The 17,727-nt window shown below is 58.3% G+C and carries 15 protein-coding genes; 4 read left to right on the top strand and 11 right to left on the bottom strand.

The window, feature by feature from the left end; genetic code table 11:
- Nucleotides 1-29: 29 nt before the first annotated feature.
- From FHT73_RS02040 to FHT73_RS02005, 8 genes are all read right to left on the bottom strand, one after another.
- Entirely contained in the window at nt 30-761 is a 732-nt protein-coding gene (locus FHT73_RS02040; RefSeq protein WP_183709540.1) for a phenylalanine--tRNA ligase beta subunit-related protein, read from the bottom strand.
- A gap of 81 nt (nt 762-842) precedes the next feature.
- The gene (locus FHT73_RS02035) at nt 843-1,649 is read right to left on the bottom strand and encodes an AraC family transcriptional regulator (protein ID WP_183710134.1); all 807 of its coding nucleotides are present in this window, start codon (nt 1,647-1,649) and stop codon (nt 843-845) included.
- 91 nt (nt 1,650-1,740) lie between these two features.
- Nucleotides 1,741-2,718, bottom strand: coding sequence for a DMT family transporter (locus tag FHT73_RS02030; protein WP_183709538.1), 978 nt, complete (start codon nt 2,716-2,718; stop codon nt 1,741-1,743).
- 134 nt (nt 2,719-2,852) lie between these two features.
- Nucleotides 2,853-4,226 (bottom strand): DUF930 domain-containing protein, encoded by a 1,374-nt coding sequence (locus FHT73_RS02025; protein WP_183709537.1) that lies wholly within the window; start codon nt 4,224-4,226, stop codon nt 2,853-2,855.
- Nucleotides 4,227-4,462: 236 nt separating this feature from the next.
- A complete protein-coding gene (locus FHT73_RS02020; protein WP_183709535.1) occupies nt 4,463-5,263 on the bottom strand; it encodes an APH(3')-II family aminoglycoside O-phosphotransferase in 801 nt (266 codons plus the stop codon).
- A gap of 100 nt (nt 5,264-5,363) precedes the next feature.
- Nucleotides 5,364-7,424 (bottom strand): RNA polymerase sigma factor RpoD, encoded by a 2,061-nt coding sequence (gene rpoD, locus FHT73_RS02015; protein WP_015340553.1) that lies wholly within the window; start codon nt 7,422-7,424, stop codon nt 5,364-5,366.
- 449 nt (nt 7,425-7,873) lie between these two features.
- Nucleotides 7,874-8,911: an L-threonine 3-dehydrogenase gene (gene tdh / locus FHT73_RS02010; RefSeq protein WP_112605032.1), complete on the bottom strand. Its 1,038-nt coding sequence runs from the start codon at nt 8,909-8,911 to the stop codon at nt 7,874-7,876.
- 21 nt (nt 8,912-8,932) lie between these two features.
- Nucleotides 8,933-10,120 (bottom strand): glycine C-acetyltransferase, encoded by a 1,188-nt coding sequence (locus FHT73_RS02005; RefSeq protein ID WP_112334361.1) that lies wholly within the window; start codon nt 10,118-10,120, stop codon nt 8,933-8,935.
- Nucleotides 10,121-10,381: 261 nt separating this feature from the next.
- On the opposite strand from FHT73_RS02005, the gene FHT73_RS02000 reads away from it, so the two are divergent.
- A complete protein-coding gene (locus tag FHT73_RS02000; RefSeq protein WP_183709533.1) occupies nt 10,382-11,152 on the top strand; it encodes an SDR family oxidoreductase in 771 nt (256 codons plus the stop codon).
- A gap of 38 nt (nt 11,153-11,190) precedes the next feature.
- On the opposite strand, the gene recQ is transcribed toward FHT73_RS02000, so the two are convergent.
- Both recQ and dnaG read right to left on the bottom strand, forming a co-directional pair.
- A complete protein-coding gene (gene recQ / locus FHT73_RS01995) occupies nt 11,191-13,071 on the bottom strand; it encodes a DNA helicase RecQ (protein ID WP_183709532.1) in 1,881 nt (626 codons plus the stop codon).
- Between the two features lie 7 nt (nt 13,072-13,078).
- Nucleotides 13,079-15,064 carry a DNA primase gene (gene dnaG, locus FHT73_RS01990; protein WP_183709530.1) on the bottom strand — a complete coding sequence of 662 codons (1,986 nt, stop codon included), beginning with the start codon at nt 15,062-15,064 and terminating at the stop codon, nt 13,079-13,081.
- Nucleotides 15,065-15,391: 327 nt separating this feature from the next.
- Between dnaG and FHT73_RS01985 the strand changes: the two genes are divergently transcribed.
- The 3 genes from FHT73_RS01985 (at nt 15,392) to FHT73_RS01975 (ending at nt 17,123) form a co-directional block, all read left to right on the top strand.
- Entirely contained in the window at nt 15,392-15,586 is a 195-nt protein-coding gene (locus FHT73_RS01985; protein WP_146746663.1) for a hypothetical protein, read from the top strand.
- Between the two features lie 46 nt (nt 15,587-15,632).
- Nucleotides 15,633-15,866, top strand: a complete 234-nt coding sequence (locus FHT73_RS01980) for a hypothetical protein (protein WP_183709528.1) — start codon at nt 15,633-15,635, stop codon at nt 15,864-15,866.
- Nucleotides 15,867-16,214: 348 nt separating this feature from the next.
- Nucleotides 16,215-17,123, top strand: coding sequence for a hypothetical protein (locus tag FHT73_RS01975; RefSeq protein ID WP_183709527.1), 909 nt, complete (start codon nt 16,215-16,217; stop codon nt 17,121-17,123).
- On the opposite strand, the gene FHT73_RS01970 is transcribed toward FHT73_RS01975, so the two are convergent.
- Entirely contained in the window at nt 17,098-17,550 is a 453-nt protein-coding gene (locus FHT73_RS01970; RefSeq protein WP_183709525.1) for a GatB/YqeY domain-containing protein, read from the bottom strand. The two genes, FHT73_RS01975 and FHT73_RS01970, sit on opposite strands and share 26 nt — an antisense overlap.
- Between the last annotated feature and the right edge of the window lie 177 nt (nt 17,551-17,727).

Below are 17,727 nucleotides of genomic sequence, written 5' to 3'. Positions count from 1 at the left end.
CTCCCTGCTCTGCCTCGATGCGCCCCCTGTCAATCTTGTTTTTGCTGCAGCTGCAAATTCATCGCGGACGATAGATCAAATCGCGGTGAAGACGAGTTGAGAACACCCTGCCTGACCTCGATCGACCATATCGCCGCTAGCTCCGCTGCGATCGTATCGATCAGCTTGGGAACATCGCTGGCCGCAGAACCGTGCAGCGCTTCCGCGACGATAAGCACCGAGTGTGTGTCGTCACGCATTGCGGACAGGCCGCTCTGCCTATTGGTCCAGCGGCGGGCATGTGCCTGCCCAGCCGCATCGGCAAAGATCACCTCCCTCGCCTCCGGATGCTCCACCTCACCGGAAAAGGTCAAATAGGATTCGCTGCCGCTTGCATGCCGCACTTCGAGATTGCCGGAGATTTTCGAAAGATCGAAAACGGCGACGGGAATCGCGAAAGCGATCGAGATCGCATTGCAGAGATCGACAAGCGGGTGCAGTCGTGGCAGCGACCCTTCCTGGCGAAAGCGGCGAAGCAAAGCTTCGGAGGCGCAGCGATATTGCGTCGGCTTCAATCCCATTTTGGAGAAAGCCCGCCGCCACGCCTGTATTTCAGCCATCTCACTTTCCGGACGTCTCGCCAACCGCTCTGTAGCGATCGCATGATATTTTGCGATCCGACCCTCGACATTGGCAGTCGAGGTGATCCCTTCGGCAGATAACACACCGGGAACCAACTCAGGGAACTCACTCCAGATCTCGTTCGAATGTCGGAAAAACATCACGCCTCCTTGTAGGTCTCTGCTTGTCGCAGCAGAAAACCTCGGCACCATCTTTCCGTCTTGAATAAAATTGCAGAAGCTTTAGCCGATAGCCGCAGCATAGGCGCCCGGCGAGACACCGAAATTGCGGACGAAGAGCCTCGTCATGTGGCTCTGATCGGAAAAACCGCTGGCAAAAGCTGCTTCCGCGAGGGACGTGCCCACCGCAATCAGCCGTCGCGCTTCGTGAATGCGACGCTGCATGAGGTAGGCATGCGGTGTCAGTCCTGTCGCTTTGCTGAAGGCACGCAGGAAACGGAAGTGGCTCAGCCCGCATAGTTCTGCCAGTTCGGCAAGGGTCAATGGAGCGGCGGGATCGTCATCGATCAATTCCCGTGCCCTTTTGATATCAGCGGGAATGGCATCTTCGCGCAAGGCGCCTGCCCCCTCGCGCATCACATCGGCAATAAGCGACAGAAGCAGTTCATCCCGCAGGAGGACATTCTCAGCCGCATCCTCGATCAGAAGCGAAAACAGGGTTTTGAAATGCCCGGCCATCTCGCCGTCGCGGATGACGGGCGATGGAAATTCCACCGCACCGAACCTGCCCTCACCGACATCGCGCAACAGATCGCCGATCAGCCGGGGATCGAAATAGAGCATGGACCACGCGCGGCTTCTGCCGATCGGCATGCCGTCATGCACCTCATTCGGGTTGACGCTGATGACGTCGCCGGCCTGGGCATACACCATCCCTCGCCCGCTCAGCGACCTCTGCGCGCCGGCCTCGATGACCCCGATGCCGAACTGTTCATGTGTATGCTTGGGGAAGCTATGACCGGTTTCGGCCCGAACTGCCTCGATGCCGGCAAGGCGAGAGCGGTATATCCTGAATTGACCGGACTTCATCCTGGTGCCTTTCATCCCGCCCATTCGCTGTATCAGCTATGACATCCTATTCGAGCGGCAATTTTGCGCATCCGCAATCGGGACACAAGGCTTAAGCGCCTCCCACGGCCTTGTGATCCTCCGCTGTCGCCAATGCCGCCTGCGTATCGCCGGTAACGGCGGCCGGCAGCGGTGTGCCGCGCTTGCGCTCCCGCGCCAATGTCAGCAGACCGGAAAAGATGATGAGGACAATACCGACGGCCATCGGCATATCGATGCTATCGTTGAACAGCAGGTAGCCGAAGGCGATCGCCCAGAGCATCTGACTATATTGCGGTGGCGCAACCAGATTGGCAGGCGCCATCTGCGCGGCCGTCAAGAGCAAGACGCTGCCGCACGCGCCAAGCAGGCCGTAGCTCGCAAGGAATATCCACTGCGTCGGCGTCGGCATGGTGACTTCGGACAGCATGAGAAGGCCGCTGACGATAAGCGTTCCAAAAAGACCAGCGCCATAAAGCGAGATGCGCTTCTCCTTCGAGCCGAGCGCGCGGTTGACGACGATGGAGATCGCCGCCGCAAGACCGCCGATCGCCGCACAGAGATGGCCGATCGAAAGCTCGCGAAAACCCGGCCGCAGGACGATCAGCACACCGACGAAACCGAGAATGACCGCCGTCCAGCGCTGCCAGCGCACATCTTCCTTGAGAAAGATCACCGAGAGGATGGTGACAAAGGACGGCAGCAGAAACAGCAGCGCAAAGGCTTCCGCCATTGGCAGCTTGGTGAAGGCAACGACGGAGCAGATGGCGCCAGTCGCGCCGCAGACGAAACGCAACAGCCACAAGGGACGGTTCGACGTCCTCACCATGTCAAGCCACTCGTCCTCCCGTTTCTTCAGGAAAGGCACGGCGGCAAAGCCGAACAGCGCACCGATGAAGGCGACCTGATAGGAGGGGATCACCCCATGCAGGATCTTGATCGAGGCATCGCTGAAGGCGAAGACGGCATAGGACGCGAATGCCACAAGGACACCACGCAGGGCGGAGCGGCTTGCGGCCGCAGAGCTGGAATCGGCTGTAATCGAGGACATGGGAATCTTCAGAAAAGTGCGATAGGAGGACACTGAATCAGACAGATACTGTCAATTGTATGATGAAATGAGCCAAATTTCGATTGGGTTGGCATAAACTATTTTCTAGCCTGAAAGTATGATTGTCAGCTTCGTCAAAATACAGGCAAACCGAGCCTCTCAAGCTGATTTCTGGTGACACGTCCATCGTTCGTGTATGAGAAAGCCGTGACCTTCAAAGCGGCATCGTCAACTTTGCACCTGAAGGCAATTCTATACCAACCTTTCGAGGTCGGAACCGCTAACCCGTCCGCGGAGACACCAGTGTCACTTAGCATAGTAGGCGAGAATGCCGAATTGACATAATTTGGCGCGTTAAATTCATGCCCAAATTGAGCTAGAGCTTCACTGCGACAAAGATACGAAACGCGCTCTCTACGTGGCATCTTCTTCCAGGCATCATAATTGCTCTTCGACAGTCGAGCCATCTCAACCTCTGAATAAAGCTTTTTCGCGCGGACAGCCATCTTCGTCGCGTCTGATTTAGGCTGCGCTTCAGTTACCAAAGCAGCGCCCTCGGTCTGATCGCTCTGACTGCTCGAAGTGGTCTGACCTTGAGAAGCTTGCTGAGAGGGAGAAGGTTTTACCGCCGGAACGACAATCTGCGGCAGGTCTTTCGCTTCATTCTCGACCTGCTCGGAAGGCGCCCGCTGTTTCAGATCGGACGCCGCCGCCTGCCGCTGCTGCACCTGAAAATCCGAAGGCTCGTTGGTCGCAAGAACATCAGGCACCGATGATGAGGCCGTGTTGGTCGAATCGCTCGCCGGTGGCTTAGCCGCATTGACCGTCTGGTCCTTGGCATCAGCCTGCTGCTGGGCATCCTGCGCCTGTTGTATTGCTGGCGCTTGTGCAGCTGCCTGTTGCTCCGCCGCGGCATTGCTTGGTTGCGTTGGAGGCATATCGTTCCGCTGCTCCGAAGCGTCGGCCTGCTGTGTAGTGGTGGGATTCTTCTGATCGCCGTCCATGTCTGGAACAGGCACGTCTACGACAGGGGGGTTCTGCTCAGCCTTTTCGACCGGCTTCTCAGCACTGGGATCATCAGGTTTGGGCTCAGACTTCGCCTGCTCTACCGGCTTATCCGCCTTGGCCTCGTCAGGTTTTGATGCAGACTTCTCTGCCTGCTTCTTGCCGTTGGGATCGGATTGCTTCGGCGGCTGCTCGTCCGCTTTCTTTCCCTCAGGCTGCTGTGGCTCCTGTTGGGTTTCGGCCGTCTGCTCCGCCGGCTTCTCGTCAGGTTTCGGCGTCGGCTTCGGAGGCTGATCGGGCTTCTCGTTCGCCTTGGTCGCAAGCTCCTGCTTTTCCTCCTGCTGCGGCACCAACTCGACATTGACGCTCTGCTCTGGCTTCGCCTCGGGTGGCGCGGGAAATAGCGGCAGCAAAAAAATCGCGACAAACAGGACGTGCAGAAGGATCGACAGGACAAAGCCCGGCCTTATTTCCCTATCCCGTTTTTCCGCGACCTTTTCCATCGTTCAGCGGATGGCTCGCGACGAGAAAGCAATCAGGCGAAAACAATGCATCGATTCATTCGATCCTTATCGGCAAACAGATCAGAAGATTTTCCGGTCGCTGACATATGGTGCCCGACCACGCACCGCGAAAGAGGCATCGGTCGAAATCGAACTTGTCAGGCCTCCGCGCGATCCGCAATGGCGCAAAAACAAACCTGCGTGATCGCGCTTCGCCTAGACAGTCGCATGCCCGGTCAGAAGAACTCATCCAGTAGCTGATAGTATGCCATCTTTTCTTCTTTTGGCTGAAAATCGCCATAGGCTTTCAAAAACTCCGCAACCAATTCTTCTCCGAAATTGTGCTTGATGCTGCCACAGGCAAGTGCAATATCCTGATGGCGATCAGCCACGCCGAGACGACCGCAATCGATATAGCCGCTGAACTTCGGGCCGTCGGCCATGAAATTCGGAAGGCAGGCATCTCCATGGGTGACGACAAGATCCTCCATTGACGGTCTCTTGGCCTGAAGTTCGCGGAAGAGATCTTCTGCCGATCTTCCAAGCCGGGCCTCATCGAAATCATCCTCATCGACGCGACCGGCAAGCAAGTGCGCCTTTGCCGTGCCGATTCTGTTCTCCAGCCGATGATCGAAGGGACAAGCGGCGATATCGATGGCATGCAATTGCCGCAACGCATCCGCCAAAAGCCGCACCCGCTCGAGCGGCTGTAACCACTCGGCGCTGACGAGATCGCTGCCGTGAAGAGCACTCATCAAAAGCCATTCGCGTTCGTCGTCCGTCTCGTGGGCAATGATTTCAGGGCAGGCAAGGCCCTGCGAGGCGAGCCATCGCAGCCTCGCAACCTCGCCGGCCAGTTCACCCAAGGGATCGGCCAGCTCGGTCTTGAGATAGACCGGCGCACGCCTATCGGCCTCAAGCCGGAAAACATGGGCCGAGGAACGCCCGAGCCCATCCTGTCGCCATTCGTACCCGGCCAGCAGATCGCGCAGTCGGACAGGAAGGGATGTCTCCATGAATTGCGGCTTGCTTGCCATAAGCGGCTCCTCAAATTTGATAGTGCCAATAAAAAGCCCGGCTCGCTTTCGCGAACCGGGCCTTATCTCATAAAACACCGATGTCGGCTTGCGCCAGACCTCAGCTGTCGAGGAAGCTTCTGAGCTTGCGGCTACGGCTCGGATGCTTAAGCTTGCGCAGCGCCTTCGCCTCGATCTGACGGATACGTTCGCGCGTCACCGAGAACTGCTGACCGACTTCTTCGAGCGTGTGGTCGGTGTTCATGCCGATGCCGAAGCGCATGCGCAGCACGCGCTCTTCGCGCGGCGTCAGCGATGCCAAAACGCGGGTTGTCGTCTCACGCAGGTTCGCCTGAATGGCGGCGTCGATCGGCAGAAGCGCATTTTTGTCCTCGATGAAATCGCCGAGATGCGAATCTTCTTCGTCACCCACCGGGGTTTCGAGCGAGATCGGCTCCTTGGCGATCTTCAGAACCTTGCGCACCTTTTCGAGCGGCATGGCGAGCTTTTCGGCCAGTTCTTCCGGCGTCGGCTCGCGGCCGATTTCATGCAGCATCTGGCGCGACGTGCGAACGATCTTGTTGATCGTTTCGATCATGTGCACCGGAATACGAATGGTGCGTGCCTGGTCGGCGATCGAACGGGTGATCGCCTGACGAATCCACCAGGTGGCGTAGGTCGAGAACTTGTAGCCGCGGCGATATTCGAATTTATCGACCGCCTTCATCAGGCCGATATTGCCTTCCTGAATGAGGTCGAGGAACTGCAGGCCGCGGTTGGTGTACTTCTTGGCAATGGAAATGACGAGGCGCAGGTTGGCTTCGACCATTTCCTTCTTGGCGATGCGCGCTTCGCGCTCACCCTTCTGAACCATGTGAACGATACGGCGGAATTCCGAGATCGAAATACCGGTTTCGGTCGCAAGGTTCTGAATTTCCTGGCGAATGTCGCGGATGGTCGTGTTTTCGCTCTTGGCGAATTCCTTCCAGCCACGGGCAGCCAGATTGCCAATGGACTTCATCCAGTTCGGATCGAGCTCGGCGCCCTGATACTGCTCCAGGAAGCTGTCACGCTTGACGCCATAGGATTCGGCAAGGCGCAGCAGGCGGCCTTCGTTCTGAACAAGGCGCTTGTTGATGTCGTAGAGCTGCTCGACGAGGGCGTCGATGCGGTTCTGGTTCAGCGACAGAGACTTGACCGACTTGACCAGCTCATCCTTGAGCTCCTTATAGCGGCGCTCCTGCGCCGAAGACAGCGTACCGGAAGCCGACAGGCGCTGCTCGACCTGCTGGTCCTGCAGCTTGCGCAGCTTCTTGTAGGTTTCGGCGATGATGTCGAGCGTCGTCATCACCTGCGGGCGAAGCTCGGCTTCCATCGCGGCGAGAGAGAGGTTGGATTCGTCCTCGTCCTCTTCCTCTTCCTCGATGGGCAGGCCTTCGCCGCCGACATTAGTGATGTCGTCGTCACCGGAAGGAGAGCGGCCGCGGCGTGCCTTTTCCTTCTCTTCGGCTGCTTTGCGGTCAGCCTCGATCTTCTCAGGGCTCTGGAACTGCGGCGCAGCCTTGGCCTCGGGACCGGAATAGGTGGTTTCGAGGTCGATGATCTCGCGCAGCAGCGTCGTGCCCTCGTTGAGTTCATCGCGCCAAATGATCAGCGCCTGGAACGTCAACGGGCTCTCACAGAGGCCGCCGATCATGGTTTCGCGGCCAGCCTCGATGCGCTTGGCAATCGCGATTTCGCCTTCACGCGACAGAAGCTCGACGGAACCCATCTCGCGCAGATACATGCGCACCGGGTCGTCCGTACGGTCGGTAGGCTCTTTCTTCTTCGCGGTCGCAAGCGCGGAACCGGTGGAGGGGGCCAGTTCGCCGCCTTCACTTTCATCGTCGCCGCCGGCATCGTCGTCGTCACTAGCCGCAGCGCCAGCCTCTTCGACATCTTCGTCTTCAATGACGTTGATGCCCATGTCCGAAAGCATGGCCATCGTGTCTTCGATCTGTTCGGACGTCACTTCTTCGGACGGCAGAACGGCATTGAGCTCGTCCATCGTCACGTAGCCGCGCTTCTTCGCGGCCTTGATCATCTTCTTGACCGCGTCGTCGGAAAGATCGAGAAGGGGGCCGTCGGAGGTGCCGTCGCGCTCGACTTCAGCTTCTTCGTTCTCTTTGACCTTTGTTGCCATTTTTATATCGTCGCTTTCCCTGACGCTGCAAACTTTCACGCGGTGAAACAATCACACTGGCTAGCGCGCCCTGCACCAGCCGCGACTCACCGACGAACACCTAACGGAATGACCTTTAATGCCCGATTAACCACGATCACCGCCACCGGATTGCAAAGCTGGATTGCGTTTGGATTTCCGGCCATGGTATTAGGTGATCCGCTTGATCCAGTTTACCGTTCTTTCCGAAGTTAAACGGTGATTCCCAGAATTTTAGTTCTCGTCAAGCTTTTCCAGCAAAAAAGCCCGTTAAATGCGCGAAAAAGCCTTATCCACAGGCTTCGCACGCAGCAATTTATTGTTTCCCGTATTTAGGAAGTCCCCGCGCGATGACAAGAGCATCCTGAGCAAAGCCTCATATTTCCAACATCGGCAGGTATTACCGAGGCCGGGAGTGTGGCCGAATGGCATCAATTCCAGTCCATCACGACCTTCCCGGAATTGCCTGAACGCATTGCTTCGAAGCCATCGCGGAAATCATCGATGCCGATACGATGGGTGATGAGGGGCGATACATCGAGACCGCCTTGCACGAAGGCGATCATCTTGTACCAAGTCTCGAACATCTCGCGGCCATAGATACCCTTCAGGTTCAGCATCTTGAAGATGACCTTGTTCCAGTCGATCTCGAAGCCGGCCGGCGCGATGCCGAGAATGGCGATCTTGCCGCCATTGTTCATCTTGTCGATCATGTCGCGAAAGGCGGGAGCCGCGCCTGACATTTCCAGCCCGACATCGAAACCCTCGGTCATGCCAATGGATTTCATCACATCGGCAAGGTTCTCCTTGGAAGCGTCGACGACATAATCGATGCCGACCTTGCGGGCGAGCGCCAGCCGGGTGGGATTGATATCGGTGATGACGACCTTGCGGGCGCCTGAGCGCTTGGCGACCATCGCGCCCATGATGCCGATCGGCCCTGCGCCGGTCACCAGCACATCTTCACCGACCAGATCGAAGGAAAGCGCGGTGTGGACCGCGTTGCCGAAGGGGTCGAAGATCGCGGCAACCTCATCCGGGATATCGTCGGGTATCGGCACGACATTGGATTCGGGAATGCAGACGAACTCGCCGAAGGAGCCGGGGCGATTGACGCCTACGCCAAGCGTGTTGCGGCAGAGATGGCCCCTGCCCGCCCGGCAGTTACGACATTTGCCGCAAACGATATGACCTTCGCCCGAGACGCGCTCGCCGACATGATATTTCGTCACGGCCGAACCAATCTCGGCGATCTCACCGCAGAATTCATGGCCGACGACCATCGGTACGGGAATGGTCTTTTGCGCCCATTGATCCCAGTTCCAAATATGGACATCCGTGCCGCAGATAGCCGACTTTTTGACCCGAATCAGGACATCGTTCGGCCCAACCTCGGGAACTGGGACGTGCTCCATCCACAGCCCGACTTCCGGCCTGGATTTGACCAACGCTTTCATCATGTTCGACATGATCGGCTCTCTCCAACCAATTCAAATGATTCCGAGTTCTTTTCCGGCTTCGGCAAAGGCTGCAATCGCCTTTTCGACATCGGCCTTCGAATGGGCGGCTGACATCTGCGTGCGGATGCGCGCCTGCCCCTTCGGCACCACGGGGAAGGAAAAGCCGATGACGTATACGCCCTTCTGCAGCATGAGCGCCGCCATGTCCTGCGCGAGTTTTGCATCTCCGAGCATGACAGGAATGATGGGGTGATCGGCGCCGGCAAGCGTGAAGCCGAGCTTGGTCATCTCACGGCGGAAGAGTTCGGCATTGCCTTGAAGGCGTGCACGCAGGTCCGCGCCATTTTCGATCAGATCGAAGACCTTCAAGGAGGCAGCCGCGATGACGGGTGCCAAGGTGTTCGAGAACAGATATGGACGCGAGCGCTGCCGAAGCCATTCGACGATCTCGCCTCTCGCCGACGTATAGCCACCCGAGGCACCGCCGAGCGCCTTGCCGAGCGTGCCGGTGATGATATCGATACGGCCTTCGACGCCGCAATATTCGGCCGATCCCCGGCCATGCTCGCCGACGAAGCCGACCGCATGGCTGTCATCGACCATGACCATCGCACCATATTTTTCCGCCAGATCGCAGACGCCGCCAAGGTTGGCGATGATGCCGTCCATCGAGAAGACGCCGTCGGTCGCGATCAGCTTGAAGCGGCTGCCTTCCGCTTTCTTCAGCTCTTCTTCCAAAGCCGCCATGTCATTGTTGGCATAGCGGAAGCGCTTTGCCTTGGAGAGCCGCACGCCATCGATGATGGAGGCATGATTAAGGGCATCCGAGATAATGGCATCCTCTTCCGACAGCAGCGTCTCGAACAACCCGCCATTGGCATCGAAGCAGGACGAATAGAGGATCGTCGCCTCCATGCCGAGGAAAGCCGAAATCCGCGCCTCGAGCTGCTTGTGCTCTTCCTGCGTGCCGCAGATGAAGCGCACCGAGGCCATGCCGTAGCCATAGCGATCAAGCGCCGTCTTCGCGGCCTCGGCAAGCTCCTCGTTGTCAGCGAGACCGAGATAGTTGTTGGCACAGAAATTGAGGACGCGCGCGCCGCCGAGCACAGCGATTTCGCCAGCCTGCTTGGAGGTGATGACGCGCTCGGCCTTATAGAGGCCGGCTTCTTTCAGGCCGAGAAGTTCGTTGCGCAAATGGGATATGAACGCTGAAGTCATGGTCGCATTCCGATGCTGGTCAAAGGGCCTAATTAATCAAGGAATAACATAGGATCCGGCCTGTTGCTGCATCCGACAGCGGCAAAAATGCGCAACGCCGTGACGTCCGCGCGATAGGCGACGGTTTCGACAGGATCTGTCGAAGCAGAGGGAAATCACGCAACTTTCCAGCCAGGCCTCATTGGTGGTTATCGCAAAAATTACTTGACTCAGTCCAATATTTTGCAACAGATTGCGTTACTCTGAAAATAAGGGAGAGCCATGAGCATATTCCATAGATTCTCCCTCGCAGGACGGGTTGCCCTCATCACGGGAGGCGGACGCGGGCTCGGATTCGAAATGGCGAAGGCTCTCGCTGATGCCGGCGCACACGTCATAATCAATGGGCGGACCGCGGCGACGTTGGATACGGCGATTGGGATCATCCAGGCGAGAGGTGGCTCCGCCGAAACCGCGGCCTTCGACATTTCCGATCGCGACGCTCGGCATGCAGCAATAAACGCCATCGAGAAAAATCACGGCCGGCTCGACATACTGATCAACAACGTCGGTGCCCGCGACAGGCGCCCGCTGGCCGACTTCGACGACGAGGCGATCCTCGCCCTGCTCAACACGGATCTCGCCGCCTCGATCATGCTCTCCCGCGACGCCGCGCGCCTGATGAAACGAAATAATCACGGGCGGCTGATCTCGGTCACTTCGATCAGCGGACAGGTCGTCATGCCGGGTGACTGCGTCTATCCCGCCGCCAAGCAGGGTCTGACAGGTCTCATGCGCAGCATGGCTGTGGAATTTGGCCCTCACGGCATCACAAGCAACGCCATCGCGCCAGGCTGGTTCGCAACGGAAACCAACGCCGCCATGGTCGCGAACGAAGACCTGATCCTTATCGTGCGCCAACGCATCCCCGTTCAGCGCTGGGGACGTCCCGACGAGATTGCGGGCGCAGCACTTTTCCTCGCCAGCGATGCCGCTTCTTTCGTTAACGGCCACGTCCTGACCGTCGATGGCGGAATGACGGTGCGCATGTAGCGTGTCGGCGGCCGGGCTTCGATAATGGCATCAACACGTCACCGATTGGCGAACTCCGAAATCACGGCAAGAAACGCGTCTCCATAGCGGTCCAGCTTCGATTGCCCGACCCCCGATATCCCCAGAAGATCTCGGTGATTCCTGGGCCGCTCTGTCGCAAAGGCGATCAGCGTCGTATCCGGAAAAACGACGTAAGGCGGCACGCTCAACTCCTTGGCGATCCGGGTGCGCTCGGCTCGCAGCGCATCGAACAGTGCCTGTGCTTCGCCGGAAAGCCCGTGTGCCTGCTTCTCCGGTCGTCCCGCCTTCTTGCCGCGACGGCCCGTTTCGGGCCGATCCTTGCGGAAAAACACCTGCCGCTCGCGCTTGAAGACGGCCCTCGCCTGTTCCTGGAGCTTCATGGCACCGAAGGCCGTGTGGTCGATGCTGATAAAGCCGTTCGCCAATAATTGCCGGAAGATCGATTGCCAGGTGCGAGAGGGAATATCCTTGCCTGCGCCGAAAACCGGCATATCGATGTGGCCGAAACGCTCGGTCTTCTCATTGACCGTTCCCATCAGCACATCGATGACATGGCCGGTGCCGAAACGCTCGCCGGTGCGATAGACGGCGGCAAGCGCCTTGATGGCAGCTTCCGTTCCGTCCCAGGTCTCCACAGGCTTCCGGCAGGTATCGCAATTGCCGCAGCCGCCGCCATGTGCCTCGCCGAAATGCGAAAGGATCGACTGCCGCCGGCAGCCGGCCGTCTCGCAGATCGCGAGCAGCGCATTGAGCTTTGCCCGTTCTACCCGCTTGATTTCCTCGGACGCGCCGCCTTCGTCGATCATCCGCCCGCGCTGGATGACATCGGCCATGCCATAAGCCATCCAGACATTGGAGGGCAGCCCATCGCGCCCGGCGCGGCCAGTCTCCTGGTAATAGGCCTCCACCGATCCCGGCAGATCGAGATGGGCGACATAACGCACATTCGGCTTGTCGATGCCCATACCGAAGGCAACCGTCGCCACGAGGCACAGGTCTTCCTCTTTCAAGAAGGCATCCTGATTGGCATCGCGAAGCGCTCGATCCATGCCAGCATGATAGGGAAGCGCGCGGATGCCCTGCCCATTCAGCCACTCCGCCGTGTCCTCGACCTTGGCACGGGAGAGGCAATAGACGATGCCGCTATCGCCCCGATGGCCCTCGAGAAAACGCAGCAATTGCTGGCGCGGCTGGTCGCGCTCGACAATCTCGTAAGTGATATTCGGACGATCGAAACTGGTGGTGAAGACCTTGGCACCGTCGAGAGCCAGCCGCTCGATAATGTCTTCGCGGGTATGGGGATCGGCCGTTGCCGTCAACGCGATGCGCGGAACGCCGGGAAAAAGCTCGGCAAGCCTACCAAGATCCCGGTATTCCGGCCTGAAATCATGGCCCCATTGCGAGACGCAATGTGCCTCATCGATCGCAAAAAGCGCGATCTTGGCCCGTCCGAGCATCTGGCAGAAGCCCTCAGTTACGATGCGTTCCGGGGTTACATAGAGCAGATCGAGCTTGCCTGCGGAAATGGCGCGATAGACATCGCTCGCTTCCTCGCGCGACAGGGACGAATTCAGGGCGGCGGCACGAATGTCGAGCTGCTTCATCGCCTCTACCTGATCCCGCATCAGCGCGATCAGCGGCGAGACGACGATGCCGATACCATCGCGGCAAAGCGCGGGAATCTGGAAGCACAGCGACTTGCCGGCACCGGTCGGAAACAGCACGACCGCGTCGCCGCCGGAGACGACATGCTCAATCACCTGCTGCTGCTTACCGCGAAAGGCGGAATAGCCATAGACACGTTTCAGCACATCGAGCGGCGCCGGCGCACGTGTGCCCTCACCAAACAATGCGTCGTCTACGAAAAATTGCGGCTCTTGTCGTTCAGGCTGAGGCATCTATTCCCTATTTTCCAGCGGCACCTTTAACGCGACCGGAGAGCACGCCGAAGCCATCGATGATCGCTTCCTGATTTTCCAGACGCAGCGCCTCGAGCTGCACTTCCTGCAAGGCGCGAATCAACGGCTCGATCGCTTCACCGTCGCCTTCTTCCGTCGCCTCGGCAATAGCGCCTTCCAGCTCGATCTTGTGCCAGCGCAATGCTTTCGAGCGCTTGTGGAGCGCAAGTGCTTGGCGATAGCCCTCGCGCGCATCCTCCATGGCGGCGGCCTCGGTGGCAGTCCACAGGCGGGCATTGCGAATCTGCTGTTCCAAGCTTTTCAGCAGGGCGCCGAAATCCTGTTCTTCCAATTGCTCGAGCAATCGCTCGCGCACGAGCTGAGGCCCAACCAGAGTTGCAGCCGCCCCGAGGACCGCAGACCAGAGCCGCTGCAGTTCACGGCTGTCATAATCGATCGCGGCGATCTCGTCATATTCGTCCTGTAGCAGTGCCGGATGGTTGACGATGGTCAAAGCGAGCACGCTTTCGCGAAGGCTCGGAATATCCTGATGTCCCTTGATCATGGCCGAACGCTGCAAGCGATCGGATGCGGTCGTCGCCACCGCAGCCCCGGTACGCGCCTGTCCGCCACGACCTGCAAAGTTGCGGCTATTACCGTCGCGGGAAAAACCACGCCCCTGCTGGCCGCCCCGCTGGAACTGCGGCTGGAACAGCCCGTCCAGCCGCTCGCGCATATTTTGCTGATAATGGCGCCGCACATCTTCGTCCCCGATGACAGACACGATGCGCCGCAACCGTGCTTCCAGCTCCGCCCGCGCCTCCGGCGTCTCGAAGGCGCCGCTGCCGGTCTCCCTCGTCCAGATAAGGTCGGCAAGAGGCTTTGCCTGCGCCAGCACCTTGTCGAACGGTGCGCGCCCATCCTGCCGCACGAGATCGTCAGGGTCCTTGCCATCGGGCAGCAAGGCAAAGCGTACGGTGCGGTTCGGTTTGATGTGAGGCAGCGCCAGATCGGCGGCACGATTGGCGGCGCGGATGCCGGCGCCATCGCCATCGAAGCAGAGCACCGGCTCCGGCGTCATCTTCCAGAGGAGATCGAGCTGGCTCTCCGTCAGAGCCGTGCCGAGCGGCGCAACGGCATTCTCGACGCCGGCCTGATGCAGCGCGATGACATCCATATAACCTTCGACCGCGATAATGGTCCCCGCGCCATCGGCGCCCTGCGCAGCGCGGCGGGCGCGGGTGAAATTGTAGAGCACATTGCCCTTGTGGAAGAGCTCGGTCTCGTTGGAATTCAGATACTTCGCCGGCGCATCCGGCGACATGGCGCGGCCACCAAAGGCAATCACCTTCTCGCGCGAGGACAGGATCGGAAACATGATGCGGTCGCGGAAGCGGTCATAGGAGACCGGCACGTTCTCATGCACGACGAGGCCACAGGCCTCCATCTGCTCCTTCAGCACACCCTTGCTGGCAAGATGCTCCTTCAGGGCGTTGCGGCTATCGGGCGAATATCCCAAACGGAAGGTCTCGATCGTGCGGCCGCTGAGGCCGCGGTCTCTCAGATAGGCCCTTGCCCGCGCTCCATTGGGTGTCTGCAGCTGGTCTTGGAAAAACTGGGTCGCCATTTCCATGACGTCGAGCAGCGACGTGCGTTCCTTCTCCCTTTTCGCCTCCATCGGATCGGCAACGGGCATCGGAACGCCTGCCATGTCGGCGATCTGCTGCACGGCCTCCGGAAAACTCAAGCCCTCCAATTCGGTCAGAAAGCGGAAATGGTCGCCTGTGACGCCACAGCCGAAGCAGTGATAGCGGCCTTTGCGATCCTCACAGTGGAAGCTCGGCGATTTCTCGCCATGAAAGGGGCAGCAGGCCCAGTAATCGCCGCGCGGCACATTGGTCTTGCGCCGATCCCACGTCACGCGACGACCGATCACGTCTGAAATCAAGACGCGGTCGCGAATCTCATCGAGAAACGTATTGGAAAATCGCATGGCTACCTCTGGCTCGCTCCATATAAACAGGAATACGGGGCATTGCCACGACCACCCGACCGCCTCCCACGCTATTCACAGCCCTTTGCCGGCGATTACATTTTCGCCCCTCGATCACAACTCCGTGAACATGGCGGCACATTTATTCGCATTCGCCTCGAAATCTACGGCCGCGTTTGACAGGCCCGATACGCCCAAAAACCGCTTCACCGTGACCGGAACTGGTAGGATTATGCCCCTGGGAGTAACTATTTCGTCCGCAAAAATCTGCGAAAAAGCAAAGGCTTGCACAGCCTATGGTCGACAAATGCGAACAAGGGTGACGCCATGAACAATCAATGGCTGCAAAGCAATCGCGCCCGGGCGACACTCCTTGAAGGCACATTTGCGGCATGGTTCGTAAGCCAAACATTATTTTTTTGTAATTTGATTGTTGGTGTGCGTCGCAATAGCGTCCTTCTCACAGGGCGAGACAAGCCGGCGAAGGACTTCTTCGCGACGCGACATGCCGAGACGCCCTGACGAACCGAAGGCCAACAGGTACGGGCTTTCAGTTTAGGAGAGAAAAATGCGCGTTCTTAACGTACCCTTGGCAGCAGCAGCCATCTTTGCCACAGCTACTTATAGCTCGGCCACGATGACCGGCAGCGCCAGCGACAAGAACGTACTCTATGCCGGTGCAGGATATCAGCTGCCGGCGGATATGAAAGTCCCTGCCCTTTCAGCAGGCGTAAAGATTCAAATGTCCGAACTGCCGCCGCAGGCATTGGCTTTGCCCCAGCAGATCAGGATTCTCCGATAAGTTCAGCAGATACTCAGGTGGGGCACCATCCCTACCCCCGGCGCCGCCCCACCTGAGTGCCTTTGCAAAAGACGTTTGATTTTTGGGCCCCACCCTGCGTCATCAAATGTCAGCAAAGCGCAAGAAGGCAGGAGCTCCCCCAGCTCCTGCCTTCTCTAATTTTGGCCATCTCCATTTCGCGACAGCACGATTATTGAGCACATGCTGCGGAACATCTTTGGTTCCTCGCCGCGAATATCTTGACGCAACGCTATCGATCGATATCCTTTATTATCTACGTATATGCGATCTTATTAATTATCTCGTCAGACAATTTGAAACTTAGTTCAGTTGATCGGAGACGGTTGCATGTCTTTGTCTACAAAGGAACTTACAAAAAATCCGAATTTTTTCCCAGAAATCCTCGATTATACACGAGAGATTATATCCACTTATGATCGGAATCAGCGCGTATGCTCCGTCTTTGCTTCACAGCAGCGCTGGCTGATGGCGCTTGCCGGCTTCGCCCTCTATTGTGGCGGCATTGACGGGGAACCACCCGGCATCCATGCCAATCGTTTCGCCAACTATATTGTCGAGCACGAAATCGCCAGCCACAACACCGCGCTCAGCTTTATTCAGGAGATGCTTGCTCTCGGTTTCCTGCGCTACCTGCCCGTAGCCAATGATCGGCGCGCTCGGCCGATGCAGCCAACGGAAGAGGCCGCAAAGCAGCTTGCGCTATGGCTGAGCATCCATCTTTCCGTGCTGGATCGATTGGATGGCGGCAAGCGTAATGTCTCATTTAACAAAAGACCGGAACTCATTGCCCTGCTGCAGCCCACGATCTCGGTTGGCATCATTGAAAGCGACGAGCTGCGCAATCCGGGAGAAACCTTCGACCTGTTTACCTGGGCAAACTCGGGCGGCATCATCATGGATTATCTGATCTCCCGCATCGGGACAATCAACACCGCGACTAAAAAAGCGATTATCGGTCCGGTGGCCTTTACCGATATCTGCAACCGGTTTCTCATCTCCAGAACAAACGCAAAGCGTCTCATGAACAAGGCCATAAAGATGCAAAGCGTGGGGTGGACAGGATCGCCGGGGCGAAGCCAGCTTTGGCTCTCAAGCGCCTTCATCGAGGAGTATTGCAACTATCAGGCGGGGAAACTCGCCATCATAGACGCCGCCTGGCAAAACACCCTCGGCACGCGGCCAATCCGCATGCCGAGCGCGAAACAGAATTTTACTTCAGCAGCTCCTTCAAGATAGCCGAAGCCTTGGCAAAATCCATCTGACCGGCATAGCGCTCGCGCAGGGCGGCCACGCACTTGCCCATATCCTTCAGGCCCTGCGCGCCAAGTTCCGCGACAACCGCAACGCAGATCTCGCGGACCTTATCTTCGGAAAGCTGCTCCGGCATGAAACCCTGTATGACGGCGATTTCCTCGCGCTCCTTGTCAGCCAACTCCGGACGGCCGCCCTCGATGTAGATCTTCACCGATTCCTCGCGTTGTTTGATCATCTTGGCGAGCAGCTGCAGAATCTCGTCTTCGCTCGCCTGTTCCTTGGCGAGACCGCGATTGGCGATGTCCTTGTCCTTAATGGCTGCAAGGATGAGACGGACGGTCGAAAGCCTCGCCGTGTCCTTGGCCTTCATGGCATCTTTCTGGGCGTTGGAAAGGGTTTCGCGGATCATGTCTTTAACTCCTTGAAGCAGGCCGGCGACGATCGCCCCGGCCACTTATGTCATGTTGCTGTCTCTTAAACCAACAGTGTCGATCAACGCAATTGCGCCCGAGAGCCCGAATTCCTTGACGGGAAAGCAAAAGCGCGCATTGACCGGCTCGCCTTGTTTAGCTATGTCCATCACCTG

The sequence above is a fragment of the Rhizobium sp. BK098 genome, assembly GCF_014193155.1.
In the GTDB taxonomy this organism is placed as follows: domain Bacteria; phylum Pseudomonadota; class Alphaproteobacteria; order Rhizobiales; family Rhizobiaceae; genus Rhizobium.
Note: the sequence above shows the minus strand (reverse complement) of the source record. Positions and strands in the feature narration are given on the sequence as shown.

Coding starts and splice junctions, on each gene's coding strand:
- FHT73_RS02040 (WP_183709540.1), bottom strand. CDS start 761: ATGTTTTTCCGACATTCGAACGAGATCTGGAGTGAGTTCCCTGAGTTG.
- FHT73_RS02035 (WP_183710134.1), bottom strand. CDS start 1,649: ATGAAGTCCGGTCAATTCAGGATATACCGCTCTCGCCTTGCCGGCATC.
- FHT73_RS02030 (WP_183709538.1), bottom strand. CDS start 2,718: ATGTCCTCGATTACAGCCGATTCCAGCTCTGCGGCCGCAAGCCGCTCC.
- FHT73_RS02025 (WP_183709537.1), bottom strand. CDS start 4,226: ATGGAAAAGGTCGCGGAAAAACGGGATAGGGAAATAAGGCCGGGCTTT.
- FHT73_RS02020 (WP_183709535.1), bottom strand. CDS start 5,263: ATGGCAAGCAAGCCGCAATTCATGGAGACATCCCTTCCTGTCCGACTG.
- rpoD (WP_015340553.1), bottom strand. CDS start 7,424: ATGGCAACAAAGGTCAAAGAGAACGAAGAAGCTGAAGTCGAGCGCGAC.
- tdh (WP_112605032.1), bottom strand. CDS start 8,911: ATGTCGAACATGATGAAAGCGTTGGTCAAATCCAGGCCGGAAGTCGGG.
- FHT73_RS02005 (WP_112334361.1), bottom strand. CDS start 10,120: ATGACTTCAGCGTTCATATCCCATTTGCGCAACGAACTTCTCGGCCTG.
- FHT73_RS02000 (WP_183709533.1), top strand. CDS start 10,382: ATGAGCATATTCCATAGATTCTCCCTCGCAGGACGGGTTGCCCTCATC.
- recQ (WP_183709532.1), bottom strand. CDS start 13,071: ATGCCTCAGCCTGAACGACAAGAGCCGCAATTTTTCGTAGACGACGCA.
- dnaG (WP_183709530.1), bottom strand. CDS start 15,064: ATGCGATTTTCCAATACGTTTCTCGATGAGATTCGCGACCGCGTCTTG.
- FHT73_RS01985 (WP_146746663.1), top strand. CDS start 15,392: ATGAACAATCAATGGCTGCAAAGCAATCGCGCCCGGGCGACACTCCTT.
- FHT73_RS01980 (WP_183709528.1), top strand. CDS start 15,633: ATGCGCGTTCTTAACGTACCCTTGGCAGCAGCAGCCATCTTTGCCACA.
- FHT73_RS01975 (WP_183709527.1), top strand. CDS start 16,215: ATGTCTTTGTCTACAAAGGAACTTACAAAAAATCCGAATTTTTTCCCA.
- FHT73_RS01970 (WP_183709525.1), bottom strand. CDS start 17,550: ATGATCCGCGAAACCCTTTCCAACGCCCAGAAAGATGCCATGAAGGCC.